Source organism: Dyadobacter sp. BHUBP1 (assembly GCF_050587785.1).
Taxonomy (GTDB): Bacteria; Bacteroidota; Bacteroidia; order Cytophagales; family Spirosomataceae; genus Dyadobacter.
The window spans coordinates 38,102-60,549 of sequence record NZ_JBOBIH010000012.1; the positions used below are offsets into that span (position 1 = coordinate 38,102).

At 43.6% G+C, this 22,448-nt stretch carries 23 protein-coding genes; 7 read left to right on the forward strand and 16 right to left on the reverse strand.

The window, feature by feature from the left end; genetic code table 11:
- The first annotated feature begins 67 nt into the window (after positions 1 to 67).
- From ACQ4MZ_RS29000 to ACQ4MZ_RS29010, 3 genes are all read left to right on the forward strand, one after another.
- On the forward strand, positions 68 to 955 hold the full coding sequence (locus ACQ4MZ_RS29000; protein ID WP_291036826.1) for a DUF2279 domain-containing protein: 888 nt from the start codon (positions 68 to 70) through the stop codon (positions 953 to 955).
- Between the two features lie 120 nt (positions 956 to 1,075).
- The gene (locus ACQ4MZ_RS29005) at positions 1,076 to 1,831 is read left to right on the forward strand and encodes a phosphatase PAP2 family protein (RefSeq protein WP_291036828.1); all 756 of its coding nucleotides are present in this window, start codon (positions 1,076 to 1,078) and stop codon (positions 1,829 to 1,831) included.
- 59 nt (positions 1,832 to 1,890) lie between these two features.
- Positions 1,891 to 2,778, forward strand: coding sequence for a bestrophin family protein (locus ACQ4MZ_RS29010; protein WP_291036830.1), 888 nt, complete (start codon positions 1,891 to 1,893; stop codon positions 2,776 to 2,778).
- Between the two features lie 337 nt (positions 2,779 to 3,115).
- Here the strand turns inward: ACQ4MZ_RS29010 and ACQ4MZ_RS29015 are convergent, their stop codons facing one another.
- From ACQ4MZ_RS29015 to ACQ4MZ_RS29035, 5 genes are all read right to left on the reverse strand, one after another.
- Positions 3,116 to 3,838: a ZIP family metal transporter gene (locus ACQ4MZ_RS29015; RefSeq protein ID WP_291036832.1), complete on the reverse strand. Its 723-nt coding sequence runs from the start codon at positions 3,836 to 3,838 to the stop codon at positions 3,116 to 3,118.
- Between the two features lie 627 nt (positions 3,839 to 4,465).
- Entirely contained in the window at positions 4,466 to 4,786 is a 321-nt protein-coding gene (locus tag ACQ4MZ_RS29020) for a DUF6660 family protein (protein ID WP_409012434.1), read from the reverse strand.
- Positions 4,787 to 4,889: 103 nt separating this feature from the next.
- On the reverse strand, positions 4,890 to 5,723 hold the full coding sequence (locus ACQ4MZ_RS29025; protein WP_291036835.1) for a metallophosphoesterase family protein: 834 nt from the start codon (positions 5,721 to 5,723) through the stop codon (positions 4,890 to 4,892).
- A gap of 8 nt (positions 5,724 to 5,731) precedes the next feature.
- Complete coding sequence (locus ACQ4MZ_RS29030; RefSeq protein ID WP_291036837.1) at positions 5,732 to 7,147, reverse strand: hypothetical protein; 1,416 nt, start codon at positions 7,145 to 7,147, stop codon at positions 5,732 to 5,734.
- Positions 7,137 to 7,754, reverse strand: coding sequence for an RNA polymerase sigma factor (locus tag ACQ4MZ_RS29035; protein ID WP_291036838.1), 618 nt, complete (start codon positions 7,752 to 7,754; stop codon positions 7,137 to 7,139). The genes ACQ4MZ_RS29030 and ACQ4MZ_RS29035 overlap by 11 nt, the downstream gene beginning before the upstream one ends.
- Positions 7,755 to 7,988: 234 nt before the next feature.
- Between ACQ4MZ_RS29035 and ACQ4MZ_RS29040 the strand changes: the two genes are divergently transcribed.
- Together ACQ4MZ_RS29040 and ACQ4MZ_RS29045 are read left to right on the forward strand one after the other, a co-directional pair.
- Complete coding sequence (locus ACQ4MZ_RS29040) at positions 7,989 to 8,597, forward strand: HD domain-containing protein (RefSeq protein ID WP_291036840.1); 609 nt, start codon at positions 7,989 to 7,991, stop codon at positions 8,595 to 8,597.
- 48 nt (positions 8,598 to 8,645) lie between these two features.
- Positions 8,646 to 9,338, forward strand: a complete 693-nt coding sequence (locus tag ACQ4MZ_RS29045; protein WP_291036842.1) for a DUF1345 domain-containing protein — start codon at positions 8,646 to 8,648, stop codon at positions 9,336 to 9,338.
- A gap of 578 nt (positions 9,339 to 9,916) precedes the next feature.
- Here ACQ4MZ_RS29045 and ACQ4MZ_RS29050 read toward each other — a convergent pair.
- Together ACQ4MZ_RS29050 and ACQ4MZ_RS29055 are read right to left on the reverse strand one after the other, a co-directional pair.
- Positions 9,917 to 10,618, reverse strand: coding sequence for a hypothetical protein (locus ACQ4MZ_RS29050; protein ID WP_291036844.1), 702 nt, complete (start codon positions 10,616 to 10,618; stop codon positions 9,917 to 9,919).
- Between the two features lie 67 nt (positions 10,619 to 10,685).
- Complete coding sequence (locus ACQ4MZ_RS29055; protein ID WP_291036846.1) at positions 10,686 to 13,994, reverse strand: C25 family cysteine peptidase; 3,309 nt, start codon at positions 13,992 to 13,994, stop codon at positions 10,686 to 10,688.
- A gap of 281 nt (positions 13,995 to 14,275) precedes the next feature.
- Between ACQ4MZ_RS29055 and ACQ4MZ_RS29060 the strand changes: the two genes are divergently transcribed.
- Positions 14,276 to 14,842: a hypothetical protein gene (locus ACQ4MZ_RS29060; RefSeq protein ID WP_291036848.1), complete on the forward strand. Its 567-nt coding sequence runs from the start codon at positions 14,276 to 14,278 to the stop codon at positions 14,840 to 14,842.
- Positions 14,843 to 14,951: 109 nt separating this feature from the next.
- On the opposite strand, the gene ACQ4MZ_RS29065 is transcribed toward ACQ4MZ_RS29060, so the two are convergent.
- From ACQ4MZ_RS29065 to ACQ4MZ_RS29090, 6 genes are all read right to left on the reverse strand, one after another.
- Positions 14,952 to 16,178, reverse strand: a complete 1,227-nt coding sequence (locus tag ACQ4MZ_RS29065) for a hypothetical protein (RefSeq protein ID WP_291036850.1) — start codon at positions 16,176 to 16,178, stop codon at positions 14,952 to 14,954.
- On the reverse strand, positions 16,175 to 16,618 hold the full coding sequence (locus ACQ4MZ_RS29070) for a ubiquinol-cytochrome c reductase iron-sulfur subunit (protein ID WP_291036851.1): 444 nt from the start codon (positions 16,616 to 16,618) through the stop codon (positions 16,175 to 16,177). Before ACQ4MZ_RS29070 ends, ACQ4MZ_RS29065 begins: the two co-directional genes overlap by 4 nt.
- Before the next feature lie 5 nt (positions 16,619 to 16,623).
- Complete coding sequence (locus ACQ4MZ_RS29075; RefSeq protein WP_291036852.1) at positions 16,624 to 17,820, reverse strand: di-heme oxidoredictase family protein; 1,197 nt, start codon at positions 17,818 to 17,820, stop codon at positions 16,624 to 16,626.
- A 746-nt stretch (positions 17,821 to 18,566) separates the two neighbouring features.
- Complete coding sequence (locus ACQ4MZ_RS29080) at positions 18,567 to 18,848, reverse strand: hypothetical protein (RefSeq protein ID WP_291036854.1); 282 nt, start codon at positions 18,846 to 18,848, stop codon at positions 18,567 to 18,569.
- 72 nt (positions 18,849 to 18,920) lie between these two features.
- Positions 18,921 to 20,018, reverse strand: coding sequence for a hypothetical protein (locus ACQ4MZ_RS29085; protein ID WP_430851205.1), 1,098 nt, complete (start codon positions 20,016 to 20,018; stop codon positions 18,921 to 18,923).
- Positions 20,019 to 20,023: 5 nt separating this feature from the next.
- Complete coding sequence (locus ACQ4MZ_RS29090; protein WP_291036858.1) at positions 20,024 to 20,629, reverse strand: recombinase family protein; 606 nt, start codon at positions 20,627 to 20,629, stop codon at positions 20,024 to 20,026.
- A 103-nt stretch (positions 20,630 to 20,732) separates the two neighbouring features.
- Here ACQ4MZ_RS29090 and ACQ4MZ_RS29095 point away from each other — a divergent pair, with 103 nt between their 5' ends.
- Positions 20,733 to 20,975 (forward strand): hypothetical protein, encoded by a 243-nt coding sequence (locus tag ACQ4MZ_RS29095; RefSeq protein WP_430851207.1) that lies wholly within the window; start codon positions 20,733 to 20,735, stop codon positions 20,973 to 20,975.
- A 159-nt stretch (positions 20,976 to 21,134) separates the two neighbouring features.
- Here the strand turns inward: ACQ4MZ_RS29095 and ACQ4MZ_RS29100 are convergent, their stop codons facing one another.
- From ACQ4MZ_RS29100 to ACQ4MZ_RS29110, 3 genes are all read right to left on the reverse strand, one after another.
- On the reverse strand, positions 21,135 to 21,335 hold the full coding sequence (locus ACQ4MZ_RS29100) for a hypothetical protein (RefSeq protein WP_430851209.1): 201 nt from the start codon (positions 21,333 to 21,335) through the stop codon (positions 21,135 to 21,137).
- 217 nt (positions 21,336 to 21,552) lie between these two features.
- On the reverse strand, positions 21,553 to 21,780 hold the full coding sequence (locus ACQ4MZ_RS29105) for a DUF2442 domain-containing protein (protein ID WP_430851211.1): 228 nt from the start codon (positions 21,778 to 21,780) through the stop codon (positions 21,553 to 21,555).
- A 27-nt stretch (positions 21,781 to 21,807) separates the two neighbouring features.
- Positions 21,808 to 22,113, reverse strand: a complete 306-nt coding sequence (locus tag ACQ4MZ_RS29110) for a hypothetical protein (RefSeq protein WP_430851213.1) — start codon at positions 22,111 to 22,113, stop codon at positions 21,808 to 21,810.
- Between the last annotated feature and the right edge of the window lie 335 nt (positions 22,114 to 22,448).

Below are 22,448 nucleotides of genomic sequence, written 5' to 3' on the forward strand. Positions count from 1 at the left end.
TTCATGCGGTCGTAAAATCCAAAAGATGGTTATCACCCATTTTCAAATTCATAAACTGCCATTGCTCATGTCAATTTTCTTTCTGATCAGTTGGCAAAAGCGATTAAAAGCTCAACCCAACAAACGCCAAGAAGACAGCATAACTGTTGACAAAGCGAGCATTCAGAGACTGCGTTGGGTTCTGGCAGGTCAGGGGCTAGTCTACGGTGCGAGCACATACGGTCTCAGTAAATCTTGGTACAAGAACCCGCTAACAAATTTTCGTTTTCGGGACGATACAAGCGAGTGGCTTCAAATTGATAAGGTTGGCCATTTATACTCCTCATATCAGATTGCAAGACACAGCGAGGCGATTTATATCTCGACAGGAATTCCAAGAAAGAGAGCCATTTTGTATTCGGCACTCTCAGGAATCATGTTTCTGACTCCGATCGAGATTTTGGATGGATTCTCGCCTGAGTATGGATTTTCGCCCGGCGACATGATAGCTAACGTATTGGGTTCTTCTATATATGCTATTCAGATGTCCCTTTGGAACGAGCTCCGCGTAAACCCTAAATTTTCCTTTCATTACACTAGTCTCGCGGGGCTTAGGCCCGAGCTGTTAGGAAGCAGTTTATCGGATCGTTGGTTGAAAGATTACAATGGTCAGACGTACTGGCTATCTGCAAGTCCAGCCTCTTTTTTTGCCGGTAGCAAGTGGCCGGCTTGGCTGTGTGTTTCGCTTGGGTACGGGATCGGAAACACCATATCTGCAAATATTATCCAAAGTACTCAGATGGGGTACCTTCCGCATAGAGAATATTATCTGTCCCTCGATATCGACTTCGGGAAAATCAAATCTAAAAAAAAGTGGGTCAGGGTGGCATCTTTCCTTGCCAATTCAGTAAAAATCCCAGCTCCTACCCTATTTCTGTGCAAAAAATCATTTGGTGCACGTGCGCTGTATTTCTAATACGCTTGCTATCCTGCCAAGGCCCCGTCTGGGCATTACTCATTCGAAATAGTAATTGAAATGACAACATTTTTGACTTTAATGAAACGTACAAAGACAGAGGTAATATTGAGGCTCTTAATGACCACACTAATCGTGTTTAGCATCAGCTATGTTGGCTTTTGCCAGGATTCGACACGAATCGACAATCAGTACGCTATTGACTCAACGATTTTGAAGTCAGTCTATAAAAGGCGCTTGCAGCCATACATTCTTTCTGGATCACTCATTGCAGCGGGATCGATTACGTATGCGATTAAGCCGTTCAGAGAATTAGATTATGGGATACGGCACACAATTAATGATCTTCCCAAGTCCAGGCTGGAAATTGATGACTATACCCAATTTGTCCCGGCTGCGATGGTGTACGGCCTTAATCTCGTTGGATTGAAAGGTAAGCATGGTTTCTGGGACAGAACAGGGCTGTTGGCTTCTTCACAAATGATAACCGCAGCCTTTGTTTTACCTTCCAAGCGAATAATTGGGCGCACCAGACCAGATTACTCGGATAATTATTCGTTCCCGTCGGGACATGCCGCAGTGGCATTTACGTCGGCGCATTTTCTGTTCAAAGAGTATCGCGATACTAATTTTTGGCTAAGTGTGTCCGGATACCCCATTGCAATATTTACGAGCGTTTTCAGGGTGGTCGAAAGCAGACACTGGGTGAGTGATATTGTGACCGGTGCCGGTATAGGCATATTGTCAACCGAACTTGCTTATTTGCTTTATCCCAAGGCTATCAAATTGATAGGAAAGAAACAGAAGCATCGAGCTTTTTTCTCTCCCAGCATTGGTTCAAAAACTGTTGGATTTACCTTCTCAAAACAATTTTAACTTATCCACACATTTGAAGTGTAGATTGCTCCCCGTTCAAACAATAAACAATTGATGCTATGTTGATTAACAAAAAAATATCTATCAGCTACTTTCTGAACCTGATCAAATGGGATGTCCTGGCGATCACCTTCTATGCAAGTGTGATTGGGACACTTGATCATTTTTCTCTATTTAAAGAGTTTTCGATTCCATTGAATATTTCAGCATTAATTGGGACACTGGTCTCGTTGTTGCTTGCCTTTAGGACTGCCCAATCCTATGAGCGTTGGTGGGAAGCGCGTACAGTCTGGGGGGCGATCGTCAATGACAGTCGTACGTTAATCAGGCAGTTGATCCAGTTCTTGCCGCCAGACGAAAAAAAGCAAACTATACTTTCTGAATTCGCAGTCAGACAATCGATTTGGTGTTTTGCGTTGGCGGATAATTTGAGAAAAGTGTCACCTTCGCCGTTTGTGGCCGAATATCTGGATGCTAATAATCTACACGACAACCATCTCACTAATCAGCTACTGACCCGACACGCCGAAAGGCTGGGTGTGTTGGCAAACAAGTATAATTTGAATGCCATTAAGCAGGCTCAAATCGATAACACACTGGCCCGATTAACAGACTCGATGGGAAAATGCGAGCGTATCAAAAATACGGTGTTCCCGCGCGCCTATAGTCTATTAATTCATTTTTTGATTTACGTGCTGATGACAATCCTTCCTTTCGGGTTGGATGACAATCACGCTATCCTGGAAATTCTGATGGTGATTCTGGTTCCAGTGCTACTGATCGCGATTGAGAAAACTGCAATTGTCATGCAAGATCCGTTCGAAAATAGACCAACAGATACCCCTATGACAACTTTGTCAATAAATATTGAAAGAAATCTTTTGGAGATGGTATCGATGCCTGTTCCGCAAAGGGATAGTAAATCGGGGACTTATTACCTGCTTTGAGCCAATCCGTGGTTGTAGCTATAAGAGTGATGCATCGGCTTTGCTTTCTCTTGCCATTGCCGGGCACTAGTTTGCATATTATCTCTACTATCGGCGTATCGGTATGAGTTCAAAAAGCAGAAGGGTTATTCCCAATGAAAATAATCGGCACAAGCCAAGAAAATCACCGTATAGGGAATTTACAAAGATGCCAAAGCGACCAGCTGAGTCACTCTTGACCCGGCTGATGTATTTCATTTTAGCCATTGTGCTAGTCGGAGGAATACTGATCCTATTTAGGCACTTGATATTGCACTTCCTACTCTTCGAATGGCCAAAATAGTATCAAAAAACTACATTAGAGCATCATTCCCAAGATCATGAAGATTAGAAAGCCGGTAAAAAAGGATGTAGTAAACAGCGCGGTCTCCTTCTGCTGATGTGCTTCAACCAACAGTTCCTCGGTAACAAGGAACAGTAATGCCGCAGATCCAAAAGAAAGAATTAATTCAAGTACGTTCTCTGATGTATTGTGAAGTATTAGTAGTCCAGATATAGAGCCCAAAATAAAGATCGACGCTAGTCCAGAGAGTGTGAGATAGATTACTTTTCTCGAAGACGTCGATTCAAGGATCGATGTTACCGTAGCGATACCGAGCGATAGACACTCCAGGGCCAATGCCACCGCTAACAGTACTCCTTCTTTTTGTCCCGCTGCGAATCCGATACCCAATAGCATTCCGTCAATTAGCAAATCAATGCCGATCCCAATTATCACACCAATGGGGAATACTCGTCTGCTATCATTGTTTTTTCCAGACTCAATTTTTCCCGTCAAATTTTTGATTACTAGCATCGCAGCGACGCCACTCGAAAACCCAATAATGATCGATTTCGCATCGTGTATCTTGATCATATCAGGCAGCAGCTCAACGGCTACGACGGAAAACACTACGCCGGCCGCGAAGTGGAGGATAACGCTTTTTAAGGCGGTACTCGGTGGCTTAAGAAAGGCAATGACTCCGCCGATAAACCACAATAGTACGGGAATGAAAATAAAAATGATCTCCTTGTATGACATTTCTTACCGCTCAAATTTCAAGTACCTGTTACATACCAAGGCGAGCACGGCACTTAGCAAAATGCTAGAAATCATCGTTTGCGCCGATATGAATCCACCTTTCAGATGGTTGTCAATTATCATGCCGCTCCATATAAATAGGCATAATTTTAATGATATCAGGCGTTTTCCTAGATAGATACTGCAAAAGAAGGCTCCACTGAGGGCAAGCGTAATATGTCCAGAAAGGAAATGTTGTGAAATCTGGTTAATGATTACAACGACTAGTCCAGACATTGTCTCTACCATGAATAGGGAAGCGAAGATCCTGGTTAGTTCCAACCGATTGTATTTAATAATCAACAGGACGATGAAACAATATAATGGAATCCAAACATAAAAATTGCTTAAATAAGTCGGGATAAAGCCGATGTTCAGATGTTTGGGTGTGACAATGAACTGATGCAAATTTTGATCTATTACCATATGCCATATATGTAAATGGGCAGCAACACCTGGGCGGACTATGCCATTTCAGCCATTCCGGGCCGTGGGCGCATAGTCGAGCTAAGGTCTTAATGTTATGATTGACGTATTTAAAGCGGTAAGCAGTGCCAGTAGCAATCGGGCAACTCAGTTAAGGAAGATTTAGAGTCTTGGCGGTTGCCAGATGGAGGCTAATTCGGAGCTAGCCTCAAAGCGCAGGTAGTAGAAGGCGGAAACATGATCGAGTGTAAGTGCTCGATTCTGTTGCGTTGGCTCAACTCTCTGATGTAACAAAGTGCTTGCACAGCATACACAGTTACAGAATGGTGTACACAGATCGGGCAGATGATGATCCGATTTCCCTTCAGTTTCTATTTTTTTATTAAATGATGCTTGTGAAGGACCTGACACTTTATCTGTACATGGCGCGCAAGCAAGTACCACAGTATAGATTATCATTAATATGAGAGCAATCCGCATCATCTCGCAAATTTACACTAAGAACTCATGCAACAGGTAGGCAAATGAAAACAGTTGATTAACCTAAGATGCAGTTGTGAGTACGGTTGAAAAAACAATTGATGACTTAAAAGGTTAAATCATTGATGCGGGTTTGATTGCTAAAATTATACTGATATGTTGAAAAGCTAGAATCGGAAACCTGTTGAACTATACGATAGCCGCGATAAGGCGTACCCCAGCTACTGCCGAAATGTCCGTCAAACAAAATTGCCTGTTGACCTACCATTATACCTGTATCTTTTGAGTGGTCATGGCCATGAAAAATGGCACGTATATTCGAGTAACGGGAAATAACTTTTGGTATTTCAGGGCATTCCTGGGTGGTGTTAACTCGAAAGTACGGTATATGCATAAATAGGAACGTGGGATCACTTTTGCCAACACTCTGCATCATCTTCTCGATCCAAATTGGATTTCCACATAGCGTATCGCCAGCCTGGTTTGAAGTATCTACCAGTAACAGAGTAAAGTTTTTTCTGGAAATAATTTGATTAGGGGGATATCCCCAGACCGATTCCCAAACCTGGTCCGAGACCCTATCATGGTTACCTCTTGTAACAAAATATGGGCAAGGGAGCTTATCGAGATATGCTTTGGCTTCATCAAGTAAATTTGTTGCTGTTCTATGAACTATGTCGCCATTGATTACTGTGAAGTGGAGTGGGGAAGCTTTGTGTTCTTTTGTAAGTGCAGTTATCAGGTCTTCAAAGTTTTGTCTCCAAGGGGTGCCAGTTTCCCCATAATGCCCGTCAGATGCGACTGCGAAGCGAATTAAGTTTTCTAGGGGCACCGTTTTTGTTTCAGACCGGCATGCCAAGGTCAAACTCGAAAATGCGCCGGCAGAGAGAAGTTTGATAGTCTGCCGACGGTTCATCAAGTTCAGAATGGGCTCACCCATAGTTTTTCTTAATTTATCGAATAAAGTAACTGAATTTTAGCTCCAAGGGAAAGATCCTTTTTCTCATAATCTGCCGTTCTTAATCCGCAACCGAGTGTTGGGGTCACCCGGACATGTATCCGGTTCCAGGTCCTCTCAACTCCAGCCATAGCAGAAACTGAGTTCAAAACGGGCCCATCGACCGTTGAGCGGTGCACTTTCTTGCCCAGCGAGGTATTGAGCTTCTGAAATTCGTAATGAGTCTTTCCGGAAGAGTAAACATTGAATTTTGTTCCCGCGCCAACTATAAATGCCCAGTTTGACGTGATGCGATGGCGATATGTCAGTATTATTGGGACTCGCAGGATTTGGTAGCTTTGTTTGATGTTGAGAAGTTCTATCTCTTTATCCACGCTAGGCTCGTATAAGTTTCGGAAGTTTACACCTGTCTGCTGTGTGAATTGTTCTGCTGTATGGTATCGGGCGCCCTTAACGCGCGTCCAATTAAGGCCTGTTTGAACACTCCATTTTTTTCCTAAACTTATTTCAGCAATCAGTGAGGATCCAATTTGCTCTTTGATCGCATCCAAAGCAATTCCCACATTGATGTTGGGACTTGATACACGTTTTGATGGTTCAACAATTTCACCGTATCTGTCTGCCGGGGGTATCTCGCCTACTGTATTGGGCTCTGATGCAGGTGTGAATAGATCTTTGTTCTCTTCTATGTTTATACTATCAGACATGAATGAATGATTTGTCTGATCTCGATGGTATTGTTCTGAATCATATCCGGCCGGCACAGCCACTAGGTTTGACGGCTGTTGCCGAGCCGGTATGAAAGCTAGCATTAAGGCATTATGCTTTTGTGTATCAATGTTCGAATCATAACCGACGGGCAAGAATTCCCGATTAAGGGCCCATTGCCACGTCGGCACAAAGTTTATATTGGCGAAAGCCTCCTGGTAAGTGTGTGTGGGTGGACCGGAAACGTTGAGTAAAGAAAGTGCGATTGACTGTGGATTTCTGTGGGTAGTGTTGTTGAAGTGAATTCGTTTAGCTTCGATTACGGGAATCGAGGTGTTAGTAGCAACTGGTCCGGTCTGCAACGGAGAAATTTTAGTGCTGAAACCACTATTCGCTGAGACCAATCGTTGTCCATTCCTTTTCAAACGATTACTGCTTTTGCTCCTCTTTTCTTGTAGGTTTATAGTAAGTTTATCCTTTATATCACCTCTGTGGTATTTTATATATCCGATCGACGTAATGAGCATTGTTGCTACTAGACCATACACGAAAAGAAATGTTGCAGAACTCCTATTTGCGTCCTTCTCTACGCCGACCACGAAGCGAAAGATAGTGTCAACTTCACTTTCCTTAGCTTTTTGGAGACTCACATCCAGCAACTTGCCTCGAATCTCATCGTCAAATTCCTCAGTTTCCATTGGACCTTTTATTTGGACAGTTGTATAGTTGATACAAGTCTGGATGACAGGCCTTGATCATAGTCTGCAGTTTTTTTCTCGCATCTCGAAGGTTGGACTTGGAGGTTCCTTCTTGAATGCCAAGCATCCCGGCGATTTCCTTATGAGAATATCCATCGACAACAAATAGAGTAAAGACAACCCTGTAGGCCGGGGGGAGCCCTTGGATTAATTCAAGAATCTCTTCTGAAGTTATAGCACTAATGGTATCGATATTCACATCAGCTACATCAATATCACCAAGTTCTTCGGTATTAAGTTGCCATTGCAAATTTTTCCGATGGTAACTAATAGCCGTATTGATGATGATTTTTCGAAACCATGACTTGAAAGGAAAGCTTACATCGTACTGCTTCAGATTCAAAAAAACTTTCAGAAATGAATCGTTGATAATCTCTTCGGCTTCCTCTCGATTAGCTGAATACCTTACTGCCACGCTTTTTGCATATCCTGCGAAATGGCGGATCAGGCAGCGTTGCGCTTGTGGATTCCTGAGTTTACAGGCTTCAAGGACACTATTCAGGTCCTGTTCATCGAATTTAGACTTCCTTTTGAACAGCAAGGTCAATAAGTAACGGCAAGATCTGTTTGAATTAATTATCAAAGCCTAGTACGCAGTTTTATCCTGAAAGGTGGGGTCTTGTATTAATTTTTTCGCGGCGGACCCAGCATCGATATTATGAGGTAACTAAAGTGAGTTTTTTTGGTCTATAACCCCACCTTTCTATCCCGTTGAACGTAATTGCGTATAGTTATAAGGGCTATTGTTAGACAAGGATGGGCAAATTAGAAGAGTTTGATTATGACTTATCAAGAATTAGGAACATTTTGCAAGAACTATGTAGCCCAGCTGTACGCAGGCCGAACCGACAAGTTTCTCATATTTCATAATCTAGCTCACACTTGCCGGGTGGTAGAGCGGGCAGAGCAGATCCTTTCTTACTATCAACTCCCTGATCGTGAAAGATTTGTAGTCATCGCTGCTGCACTTTTCCATGATGTCGGTTATCTGTACAACGATTTAGTTGCCCATGAGGAAACAGGTGCTGCTGTAGCTAACAAGTTATTGCAAAGCCAGAACGTGGACGAAGAGGACATTTTGGAGGTTTTGGGTTGTATTTTGGCAACGAGCCTACCCCAGCATCCAACAGGGCTTTTGCAGTCGATAGTTTGTGATGCGGATCTTTTTCATCTTGGGACGTCAGAATTCTTTCCACGGGATGCATTAATGCTTGCGGAGACGGAAGTGAGGAAAGGAATCAAAATTGCGCCTCGAACATGGATTGAATCGACAATAGAATTGATGGAAAATCATCACTTTCATACGCAGTACTGCAAAATGTTGCTAGATGGGCCGAAGGGAACAAATTTGGAGAAATTGAAAATTAAATTGGAACAGATACCCGAATAGTCTTTTGTTCTGTGTTTATATTCATGGATATATGTTTTCCGACGATATATGCAGATTATTAGTTTTATCAACAAGTTAGACGCCCATTATAAACTTGCGATTTCGCTATTCGTAGCAATAATCGCAATTGTGATAACTTCCTTTTTTGTTGAAAGACCTTTAAACTGGATGTTCGCGTGGTTGGCTTACAGCGTCACTCATCTCGGACTTGCGTGGACAACTATACTAAGTTCTCATCCTTCGGATGTAAGGCATGAGGTGCACCAGCAGGATTCAAGCCGCGCAATAATTTTTTTATTTGTTGTAAGTGCATCATTTGTTAGCCTGTTAGCCGTATTGTTTTTGCTTCAAGATGCGAGAAAAAATGCATCGTGGTCGGAATTGACCGGCCATGTTCTTCTCACATTTGCTTGCATAATTTTTTCTTGGGTCTTGATCCACACCATATTTACGCTCAGATATGCCCATCTTTTTTACTGCAACATTGAGGATGATCAAGATGGGAGGAATCAGCAACCATCAGGGGTTGACTTCCCAAACGAAACTGAACCTGACTATTTGGATTTTACTTATTTTGCCTTCGTGATAGGAATGACCTTCCAGGTATCTGATGTCAGTATTACATCAAAGGAGATTAGACGGCTAGCTCTTATCCACGGTGTGTTGTCATTTGCTTTCAATACCTTGCTTGTTGCATTGACAATCAATATTATATCCGGACTGATACAGAGTAAAGGGTAGTCCCTGGCACCCCACCAAATCGGCAATATTTTCGTACTGAGATATGATAGGCCACATCTTTATAATCAGGCGATAGGCCCAAAATGATCAATTGTAAGAAATGTGCACCGACTCATACTCAGCAATGGATTTGACCTTGGATAGCGTTCGAAATTTCTTATTGATTAAATGCGGAATCTTGCCAGAGCGGATCTCGCTGCAAGCGAATTTCCACAAAGATTTGGGAATGACGTTTGATGAAATTGATTTGCTGCTCAATTTTGTCAGTGATGAGACATCCATATTCTTCTCCCGACAAGTCAAAGAAAATATGTCAGACTTTTTCGATCTATTGATGTATATAAAAATAAAGGAGATTGAAATTTCATACGAAAGCATATCTTATTCCGATCTCGAAATATCATTTGCCTCCCTTGAGGACGCGCTTGTTAAGTTCAACTGATTACCATCACTAATGAAAATTCACCATATGTTTCAGAGTTGCCAGAATTCTGAGAGCTTTTCTTGAGTACAAGTGCTCAGGGATCGGACAGATGGTAATGCATCGTAAGGCCGTTGTGAATGCGGTGGCATAAATTTCAAAGATCCCCAAATTCCACAATTTGCCGGGACGTGCGAATACCGGATTCAATCTTGCCTGACCCTATGCAGTCGGTAGTTTGGCAAAGTTCCAATGCCGTGAGTTCATCGGCGACCAGCCCGATTCCTAGTGCATATTGTTTAGTAGAGATGTAGCGATTAATGATTGAGGTGTCGTTTCGCTCTATGACCATTAAAACCTGTTTAAAGACTTTAGTATTGATTGTCGCAGGTTGATTGATCTGGTCATATGAGAAGGGTGCGGGGCCATTGGTATTAAAGCTATTGCCGTTCCAGGTAACTCCTTTGGAGATCGGATAAACCATTGAAATAACTGGACGATTGTCCACGTTTGTAACTATCATTTCGGGATACTTTTTTACGGTATATTCTTTGACCTTTTGCCAATAACCTTTCGATGTGGTACGGCTTGACCTGATAACCAAGTAAGTAGCAATTCCCGCTGAATCCGAAACTAAACGGCTAATTTCGTCTTTTTCTTCCCAATTAGATATGGACGGCGTCTGCTGAGCAGTAGCATATACTTCCTGGCTGACCTGGTAGATTATATAGCGGCCCACAGTTAACGGAAAGAAGTCACGACTATTGCTGATCGCTGAGACGTCTCCAACGCATGAAACTATGGCGGTAAACAGTCCTATAATAATCGCGACACGCTGCACGCGTGCTCTAGAATGCATGTCCATCTAAACTGGTCAAATTGAATCGCGTTGTTTGCTTTCCATACAACACTTGTTGATAAATTGGTTAATTTGTAATATTCAGTCTGCCAGTAATCGTTTTTGCAGAACCATCACCTTTGCTGACAACTGCTTTGTAGATGTAGCTTCCTGAGCGGAGTTTGTCCGTCCAATACCAATCTTGGACGGATGCGAGCGGACGAAGGCTTTTTTTCGCCTGGACGATACCTTTCACGTCATAGATCGTGTAATCGACCTGTATGATTTTTTTCTGTTCAATGCCAGTCAAGCGGAATCGGACGTAATCGGTAGCAGGATTCGGCGAACAAACCAAATTGATGTCATCGGCTACCTGGGTGATTTGAAATTTTATTTGATAGGGGTTCTCCGGTGAGTTCCCGGAAACATCCTTCGTATTAACCAACACTTCGTAAACCCCCGGCAATGACAGATTAGCCCCATATTCTACTGAAATTGACCGGTCTGAACTCTGTCTGACTTTCAAATCCCTATACGCTATACGTTGGAAGTCGCAATTATTGTCAGCACATGGCTTGACGAAAATCTCCATCAGATTAGTGTCAACGGACATCAATCTGTCATCAGATAGTTCAAATTGAATCTTTGGTAATGGTCCAATTGCCTCCATATCCTGGATCATCCTGTCGTTAAATGTGACATCCAACACGGGGTGTACCAAATCCTTAACTCTTTCAATTGGATATAGGTATTGTGCGCTGGCCTGTTCCCAGTCAATTAGAAGTTCTGCGATATTATTTGATTCACTGAGTTCTCTGATAGAATTTTCCTGGTCCAGCTTTACTTCAATTTGCTTTAATGCTCCTTTGATGGGGAACTCAATCTGAACTGTATCCTGATTAGGTATGGCCGGGACAGTTTGATATTTAACTTCACTTGTCCCATTTTGATAAACGTACTTTAACGCAACCGACAATTTCTCTCCCGCGAAATATTTTCCACTGTTTTTGATTACAACTGAAGCTCTTAATTTGGTTGAATTACCCAAAGTCTTCTCTACGGACTCAGAGTATATGGTGATGCTTTCGTAATTATCAACCTTGTAATCCGGTAAGGATATATAAGCCATTTTCAAAGCTGGGTCACCCTGCAAAAGTGCTTGATGAGCATTGGCCACATCGTATTCTTGATAGCCGTTGGCGAATATCCGCTTTGCGACCTCTATCTGTATCTTTCCGATTGACTGCCCCGAAGTGGTTGGATCTTCAAAAAGCACAGAATACAATTTTTCCAAATAATTCTTAGTCGGGCTCACATAGGTGCTAAAAGTGTTTGCCATAATCGCAACGGTACCATGCTTGGGCGCAAGTATCCAGTCCTGAGATAATGCAATTCTGTTCGACGAAGAAGGGTTCGTACCTGTACGTCCGCTGAATACGTTTCCCACGCCGCATCCATTGAAATACATCAGCGGATACTTACCTTGATTATTATATGCCCGTGTCACATCGGTTATATAACCAAAGTCAAGGTCGGTAATCGTAGGGGAACCATGCCCAAAGTACGTCAAAAGTCCTACCCCTGAGTTGATTTCTGGCGTGATGTTAACCGTTTCTACCTCGCTGATTCCCTGCTGTTTTACAAATGGCTTCACCTTCCCACCGATGTAGCCTTTTTCAGCAATGGGTGCAAGACCGGCTAGAATGTTTTTGAGCTGCGTTATCTCGGAAGAAGATTTTCCACCATTTAGGTGCAGAATATTCTTTTTCCAACTTTGGTCCGTTGCATTGCTCTGTTCGTATTCCTTTACCTTTTCTAAGTAGTCATATATGTTCTTATTGTTCAGCGCTGCAAGTCGTCCGATTGGGACCGCGGCGATCTCTCTACCAGCGCCAGCCAGCCCTTCAACGAGCAAAATATCAGAACCTGGGAAGCCGATAGTGGGTACTTCATTGGGTAGTTCACGTACCATCCGCTCGTTGAAGGTCGTCGAGCTGCCAATCAAAAAAAGATTCTTTTCACGGTTACCGTCCGAAAGCATGTAATCCACAAATCGTCGTATTGCTATTGGACTTGGCTCGCCGAAGTTGAATTGATTATAAACATCTGTGATTTTTACAACCAAGGGAGCGAACGAGCCTCCTTGAGCTGACTTCCGATATTCTGCGTATGCAACAGCGCCAGCATCAAGGGGTTGACTAGTTATGATGATGTAATCATATTTTTTAACTTCCGGGCTGACCATGTCCACATTTGAAATCTTGTCAGGTGCTATCTCGATAGGCTTGTTGGAAAGGTAAATTCTCAACGCGCTATTCTTAGTTCGCGAAATGCTCAGGTCTGTTCCTTTACCCTCCAGAATCCTTGGCGCAATTTGACTGGTAATATCATAGACCTTAGTTTCGGCAGTACCATCAGCTATTTTAAAGCGAGTATTTGCCTCTGAGGATTGGGGGAAATTTAACTCCTTACTACTTTGGCCGTTGAGAGCTATACGCTGATCATAAGTTATCGAATAGTAAGCAACTGAAAATCTTTCCAGCTTATCGGATGCCACAGACTTAAATACAAAAAGGCCGCTACCATCCGCATTCAGATCAGACTCTTCAAGAACAAATGAATATTTCGAAGCCGTGAAGTAGGCATTTGCTATTGCACCGACCTTGCGCACCGAATTCTCGTTCTTACCGGCATAAACTTCGATAGAGCGTGCATTGTTGCTTCGTCCGTGAACCATCACACTCACGAGCGGGCGACTACCAATAATTTTTCCTGTGAGTTTAAAGTTGTAACTAATTGATTTTCCGGCGAGGACGGTAACTCCTGTCTTGCTAGCCCCTTTTTCGAAAAAACTGTTGAAAAAGTTAGCTCTTATCGGGCTAAGTGTACTTAACGAATACTCGTTAGAAAATGCCTGCACATCAGTTTGTTGATGGAATTCAGTAATAGCACCATTTACAGGGCTTGACCCTACGATTTTTGCCCTAAGTCCATTTTCTTTTCCAACAGTTAGAAAATATGCACTTACATCCGAATACATGCTTACATAAGGATTCATACGGCTGTTCATAGGGCGATAAAGAAGGGAGTCTGTCGAACCATCGTTTGGTACTCCATAAAAGAGAATTTCATTATTAGCGACACTTAAAATAGCGACTTGGCTCCCACGATGCCATAACTGGAGCTTTTCAGGTCGATTAACTGAAAATTTTGCTGGTAGCGCCGAAAATGCCACTCTATGAATCCCCTTAGCTGAAACTTTCAGCTTCACATAGGGTTGGTCATCTGAAATCCATTGATTGGTATAGGGAGGTCTCGCTTGCCCGTATAAAGTAAGGGGTGCATATAAACCAAGAAATACTAGCAGTCGCAGATTAAGAAGGGCTCGGAATGACATAGCTGACCTGAGTTACAAGTAACAATTTTCATTTCACGATCCATCGATCAAATGGCCGTCGTGCATCTATACGACCAACAGGAAGGTTTGGTGGGGTCGCTCAATCCAAAAAAGTGTGAATGAAAGAGGCGCGTCCGAATTTCTATCAGATTGTTCGAAAGGATAGCGCGGGAAATCAGCGAGTTGACGATGGCAAAAGTTTGGCATGCTGCCAGCGGGCAAGATTTTGGCGAAGGCCTTTATGGTTAAAAGAAATGGTTGAAAATTAACGTTAATAGAAGATGATTAGAAAAAACCTATTCTCTGTCATAGGTGCGATTATTTTTTCTTTGACGGCGTTGTATTTAGGCTATACAGCTCTGGGCTTTTGGGCTATGCTCGTATTTACATTTGGTTACCTTGGAGGCTTTCTATTCTGGCTCGTTTTTTATAAAAAATTAGAAATTAGAGCAATACTGGCGCCCTATTTTTTAACGCTCGTTCTATTTATCATTCACAAAATAGAGGAGCGGCAGCAAGCCTTCTTTCCGGCATTATCCCAATTGACTGGCAAGCCGGTACCAGAAGCGGACTCGATGCCTGCAATTGGATTGTATGCCGTTGCAGTCGTCTGGTTAATGATTCCATTACTTGTTTGGAAGAAACAGGCTTTTGGCACTTATCTTACCTGGACCTTCTTTGCATCCATGGGAATTAGCGAGCTGGCGCATTTTATTTTCCCACTGTTTACAGATCATCCTTATGGTTATTTTCCAGGAATGTGGAGTGTGATCCCCCTGGCTCCGGCAGCCTGGTGGGGAATACTAAAAAGTATAAAAATTAATTCAGATTCAAGGTCTTCAGCTTAAAATAGTGAGGGCGGAGCAGACTGCGCTTTGCAATCCAGAATTTTTGCTTGCACACTTTCCTAACCTATATAAATCGGAATTATGAAAACGTAGTTACTCGGAATGTGTTTCAGAAATAGGTCGAAAATCCAAGTTGGATACCCCCGGTTCTAGTGGCTGGGTTTCCCAGAAAATCCGTTTGCCACTGATAGCGATAATTAGCCCGGATCACGGTTTGCGGCGCGGGGCGAAAGCTCAATGCAAGGGATGCACCATAAATATGGTCCGCTATCCTAGCATTATTTTCTGCGAAGCTGCCAATATTATAGTCAGCGTATTCCCCACGGCCGGCTACGTTAATGACGCTTTCGGACCATCCAAGTATCCGCCCTTTGATGATTGGTTGAACGATATCGATAAAACCTCCCTGTTGCCTATTTCCGAACTGCTGCGAATATGTTGAAGGGATGTCAACCCAGGCCCAAACCCATTCGCCATTGATAATGGTCTTCGATCGCAAGGTTGTGTTCACATCCAGTGCAAGGAAATTAAGATATCTCTTGTGATCAAGCCGGATCCCATCGTTTTGAAATTTATTGTAAACCCCGTTCATCCATGATACTCCCAACTCTGCTATCTTCCTGTGCCTGATCGCCATCTTGGCCGTTTTGAGTGGTGTACCATTAAAGCTTTCTTCGAACCGATCGGTATTCAGTTTTACGGCAGGAAACCAAGTTCTGTTTTCGGTATTGTCGATAATCTGGTCATTAAAACCATTACTCAGATATGCCTCGTAAGCCCATACCCAATTTTTGCGGGCTATCTTTCCGAACAAACCAAAACCAACATTACTCCAAGTGCTTGGAATGATCGTCGTAGATGAGATCGGCCTATCGACAAATTCCCATTTGGGGCCATCGTGATTTTGGTTGAAGGAGCCGATCGGATTCATAATAACGCCGCCGCGCAAATTTAATAGTGGGTGGAGCTCTATATCCAACGCCGCGAACTCTATATTGACCTCTTTTCCTCCTTCTTCAAATTCGATTTCTGTCATAAACTTAATGCGCTGCCGGATAGTGGCAGACATGAATACTGTCAAACGTGGAATTTGAAAAGACAGGCCGTCGCTAACACCGTCCGAGCTGAAATAGCTACTGTTTGCTTCGAGGTATCCGCCCAGGGCGACCGGCATTTTACCCATTTGCAGAAACGGCCGGTCATAAACCGCATCCATATTAAGTTTCAGCTTACTAGAATCCTGTTTGACACGCGAGAAGAAAAAACTTGTATCGCTTTGCGCATGCAGACAAACTGGGATATATAGCAGAAAAATTAAAAATAGAAAATGTCTCATGCCAGATCAATCAATATGTTAATGCCTTCCGCCCTGACAGTAAATTGTCGAAGAGCTTCTTTTGCGGGGCCCTTAATAACTTTTCCATATTTATCGTATTCACTTCCGTGGGCAGAGCATGAAAGCAAGTCGCCATGTACACTGACTTCGTTACCCTGATGGCTGCATTTTAGCCACAGTGCTGTGTAATGGTCATTGCCATTGTCGTACACGGCCACGGGGAATTTTAGGCCTTCCACATTGACCACTACTACCAGCCGCTCTAGCTTTTCTCCTGATTTTTTAATCTCGGTGAAAGCCTGTTTTGGAAACGATATCACATTTTTCGTCACAGTGCCCTGCACAGAGTAAACGCTCGCGCAGGCTGTTAGCCCCAATGCCAATGCTGCGAATCCGACACACGAAATTCCACAAGTTTTTATAAAGTCTTTTCTTTCCATTGTAGTTAAAGTGATTCTAGGAATTGGATGAGTTTATTCTGATCCGAGCTCGTAAGATTCTCAAAACGGTCTCTGCTGCGCTGGCCCTCGCCGCCGTGCATCAGGATTGCTGCACGGACACTGGTAGCCCTGCCGTCGTGCATAAGGAAGTATTTGCCGCCCTGTGAGCGCGGCGACAAGCCGAGTCCCCAAAGTGGAGGGGTTCGCCATTCTGCACTCGTTGCGCTGCCTTCGGTGTAACCATCATCAAGTTCTGGTCCGACATCATGTAACAGCAGGTCGGTATATGGGTGAAATGTCTGGTTAGATAGTGAGGCAATGGGGGAGTTACCGGTTTTCAAAGTTTGCCGGTGACACCCCTCACAACCTATATCTATAAACGTTTGTTTTCCCTGCTGCACTTGTGCATTCCCTGTGTTTCTCGGGGTTGGAGCTTTTAGGGTTTGCAAATAGAATACAACATCATAGATCGTTTGGCTTGAAATTTCGGGATCAATATCCTGACCATGATAAATGTCCTTTGGCGAAAAAACCGAACTTATCCCGATATCTTGACTATATGCATTTACCGTTTGGTGTAATAAATTATAGGCAGCAGCCTTTTTCCCAAACCGGTGAATGTATTTCCCATCCTTTTCAACCGCATTAGTGGCCGCTGTGATAAAGGCGGGCAACGTTCCATACGAGGGAACGCCCGAGACTCCGTCACCATTGCTATCCAACGGATCTGCCATGGAGAGAATTTCTTGATCTGATACAAGCTCCAGGAATCCAAGACCCGTATTTGCCGGTGGGGTAAACTTGGAAAAAGTAGCACCAGATGGGATTTTCTCAGGTAGATAGCCAGGTATCGCCCTGTTCTGCAGTTGAGGACCACCCAGGTGCAGATATTTATTGCCGGTTTGATCTTTTTGGCCAAAGCGAGTCAACGTAGAAAACGGTGTGCCCTTTCCATCACCTGCATGGCAGCTTCCGCAACTTGTCGAGACAAAAATGGGCCCTAGGCCTTTGCTTGCCGTAAACACGTCGTTGTTAAAAGCTGCGTCGCCCAATAAAAAGCGCTTTTGATTTTCCGGGGACAGACCATTCACGGGACCGTCTAAAACCTGATCTTCTGGTCGGGCGCCAGGCAACATGCTGTCGCACGAATAGATGGAAAGACACCCTAACACTACCGTCCAAAATAGTAACCACTGTTTCATTTAGCCCGTTATTTGAATAATATTTAGACAAACCTAAATAAATTAAATGAAATACCTAAAAAAAACTTTAGATGTAGTTTTTAAGAATGAGATTAGCCTCTATAAATTCAGCAATTGTGCGTCGACTGACTTATCGATTTTGTCTTTATGTTTGGGAATTTGCTCGCGCGAAGGCTTGTGCATTTACGACAGCTATCGCTTGTTGGGGGAGATGTAACCGATGGTAAATACCCTCTCGTTTACGATTATGGTATATATTCTTATCGATTTACTGCTGAAACAGCGGAGACGCATCATTTCAGAAAGTGATCGGGATAGCTATTCAAAAAAAGATGCTAAAGCCCAGAAACACTGGCGAAGGCTTGATCGGGATCCTTTACAATGGGCGATGCGTATGGACATTGGCCTCGAACCAAAATATGGGTTCAAGATATGCAATACCGAACTGACTAACAGGCAGTGGAATATCGGAGCATACGTAGCGGCAATTACGCTGGATGCTCCACGGCAATGGTAACGGTGACCAGACTCCACTCTTTAAGTATATCGTCACAGTAGCTGATTTTCATCAAGTGATCCATTGTCAGTTGTTCGCTCAAAAGTTGCGGCATAAGAGCTTCTTCTGGATACACCAGGTTGTTTTTTACCTTCCCCATATCAGCACCCCTGACGATGCATCGATTCTGGCTAGCGCATTAAAAGTCTTCTGGTATTCCATATCGTTGGCCCTTTGGTTGTATTTCAAGTCAAGCCGAATAACCCAATGATCTTATCTGATCAACAAGGGTAAATATATTGCCAATTGGTTCAAGCTCATCACCGTAATAGTGCTCGATACTACCGTCATGGGTAATATGAATGTGCCTGGTAGTCCCGCTTCCATATTTTTCCCACAGGGTTAAATAGCCGAGTTCAGAGTCTTCCACGTGCCCAAATTCAGTTGGTCCACAGCCTGTTGTTACCAGCTGGAAAATGGTTTTACATGCCTTCTGATCGTTAATCAGGTCTGCCAAAGATTTATACTCCATAGATGTCAGGTTTAGAAATCAACTACAATTTTGCGTATCAGCGCATACTCCTGGTGAGCCAAGATATCAATTTCACCGGAAGTAGCTGTATGCGACCTGGTCGCGGAAACGCTTTACACGCGATAGCATTGGCGAGATGATCGTGTTACTATGGCTTACGAAATCATTAAGGTCAGCTTCGCTAGCCGGTAACTTGTACCCGCGGGAGCTGCTTGCGATCAGCACGCCGGCGTCCCGCAGTTGGGCTATCACCTTTGTTTGAAAATAATGTAAAGAAACTTTCTTGCCTGTCCTTGCCCTGATGTGCTCCATTAGTTCAAAGCTGGTGATGTAACGCGTCGGATTGATATGCCTGAAATGGAAAAGTAAATACCCTAAACAGCTTACCTGGTCTTTCAGCTGCGGAACCGGACTTAGTGACTTGCGGTGTAGAAAGTCATTGGCCAGATTGGTACTCAAAGTGGCCAGTGTTTCATTGTAGTTTTCACAGGAATATGGCACTTGCACTATACTTGTACGGAAAGTGTCAGGGAAAAACTGGACCGAAAGTAGCTTGCGGCGAAGCAGTTCAATATATTCACCGCGCTGGTCAGTAATTACAGTCTCGTCATAACAACGTGCAAGTGTGCCAGCGATATAGCCCGCTGCCTGGACTAGTCCATCATTTTCAATTCCGGCAAAGCCAAAGGTGGACTCATTAAATAGATTGGAAATATGATTCTGCTCAACATATTTGACAAACCCTTTCATAAAGGTGTTATCGCCGATCGGGCCACTTACCAAGTCAAGGTTTGGTAGCAAACGGAACAGCTCCCGATCTGCGAGGCTATGAAGAAATTTATGAAACGAGCCCTTGTAACGCAGTCCCTCTCCTATCAACTGCCGCTTGTCGACAATGACGGCAAAAACCTTAAACGGTGCTTCGTCGATGTCTTCCAGGATTTCTTTCTGCTTTTCATGATTGTTGGCCGTCAGTTCGGGATCTAGGTTGCCACCTGCAAAATGCCGAATTCGCACAGCTTCGATGACCCGTTTGGCAGAAGCAATGTCTTCTTTGTTAAGAATGATTGCGGTGATAATGAAATGAGTGGTTGGCACTTCTACCCCACGCTTGGACAAATCGAGGGTGTCATTACTCCATTCGGACAAAAAGGCAACAGTCTGCTGCATGGTTCTTAGTATTGCGCTGATGATTGTTTTTCATTTTCTGAGCGGTGCTGCTGCTCGATCTCTTTGATGTACCGGTAGACCGTAGCCCTGCTAATGCCTAAGACTTTACCAATTTCTTCGCCGGTCTTGTCTTTCTTGTCGTAAAGTGCCTTCGCTGCATGTGCCTTTGACATGGCCGCCTTGCTTAGTCCTTTGGGCTTCCCTCCCATCCTTCCCCTGGCGCGCGCGGCCGAGAGCCCGGCCTTGGTCCGCTCCCGGATAAGGTCACGCTCAAATTCGGCCAACGATGCGAATATGTTGAAGATCAACCGGCCTTGCGCAGTCGTCGTATCGATCGCGTCGTTCAGGCTCCGGAATCCGATCTGCCGCTCTTGAAATTCATTGATCAGATGGATCAGGTCTTTCAGTGACCGGCCTAGGCGGTCGAGCTTCCAAACGATGATCGTGTCGCCCTCCCTTGCCGAGTCGAGCAGCTTGTTAAGCTCTGGGCGCTCTTTGACTGAAGAGACCTTCTCGCGAAAGATGCGTTCACACCCCGACCTTTTCAAGTCGTCAATTTGTAGGTTCAGGTTCTGATCTTGGGTAGAAACCCGGGCGTATCCAAAAATCATATCATTTGTCTCACTTATTCAGCCAAATATAAAAAATAAGACATAGAAAAATGAGATAAAGATTTAAGACGAATTTATATAACTAAAAACATAGTAAGTTGATATGTCACCTGTTCTCATTAAACGCAGGTTATTTGAGACGAAGCTTTTTCAATGGCTTGTCAGGTGGTATCGAACGATTTACCCAAAAGGATTTGAGCGTGGACTGTTTGAGAGCGGCGATGATGTTGATCTAGCTGAAATGTATCCCGGTCTGATTGTTGAATCTATACTCGCCGCCTTACCGGGCGCAGCAGATTTAGCTGCGAATGAGGAAAATATAGAGGTTGACCAATTATCTTGGTGATTTCAGCTTGGGATACAATTCGGAGCGTCGGCAAAAAATGACCGTCATTTGAGGCTTTTTTTGAAGAGGATTTGCACTTAGATCAACGTATTACATGTCGCGATTCAGATGGGAATTGCTATGTTAAATTCAATACCCGGAAACGTTTATGGGTTTTTGTTAGCCTTTGTTGGCTTCGAATATCTGGCGACGAACGTCGGCTACATATTTCACGGTAACTTCTAAGGCGGAAGCTATTTGATCGTCATTAAGTATAGATTGCTTGATCAAGTTACGCACCATGGTTTCCGTTTTTTGCAGCATAGCCTCTTCAATGCCCTGTCTGCGGCCTTTCTCAATAAAAACATCTAACGTGTTCATAACTGTTGTTCTAATTTGTGCGGGTTGCGTTGTTATTAGCCCTACAATCTACTTTTTGCTCCTTCAAAAAGTGAAAGAACCATTTTGTATGCCAACGGGCCCTTCCATAGTATAGCAGAATGGGCGTTGTGTTACATTGGGGATAGGCGTTGTTATAATAAACCATCACGGTTGAACTTACAGCCAGCCTACCCCAATACCATCTTGCGGAATTACTTCAGAGCTTCGAGTAGGTGTAAAAGCCTTCAAAACTCAAATCTTCATCCAGATCCGGCCAATGAATGCCGAAGGGGGAAAGCTCAAATTTCTGACGCTCTGCCAAAGTAGCATTAAAGAGTTTAGGGAACCATTTTAGCGGCTGACTACGCTCTTCTCCAGATCTCGTTTGGATAAAAATGTTCTCATCCTGAAACCAAACAGATTTAACGCTAATTTCCCTATCCATGCTCGTTCAATGTCAATCTGATTATCCTTATCTACGCATGTTCTTACTTTGGGCTACCAGGTACGAAACCAATACGACCATGTTGACTGGGATATAGCAAGCTACAATCACCATGATTGTTTGATCTGGTAAATTTTCAACAGCATATCCGAAAGCAATGAAGCACATTCCTACCAGGCTTAAATAACTCCCACCAAGTTTGGCCGCTTTCTCTTTATCAATGATTTCACCGCCTTTAGGAATATTGCTCAACCAACCGACTAGTCCGAAACGCCAGATAGCTATACCCAGCAAAATCACCAAAATACCTACCGATGCCAATACCCAGTTCATACCCGTTAATTTAACGACCAACAAATAAGCAAACCCCGATCCAGATGAATCCGATCCCCAGACGAAAGCGGCCTCTCTGGGTCCCTGCCAATACCGGATGGAAAAATATAGTGCAGCTTCGACGGCAAAAAGCTAGCACTCCAGATAGTACAAGGTATCGGAATGGAACTCTTTCGACCTTTTTATAGTGACATAAACTTTGCGGGATATAGAGTAGCACTGTTGATGGGTGAGGAAAGGGTTATTCAAGATAACACTGCCAGGTTTGTTCATGCGGGATTACTCGAAGAGTTCCTTCGCAACTACGGCCATAGTAATAATAACTAGTATAAGCT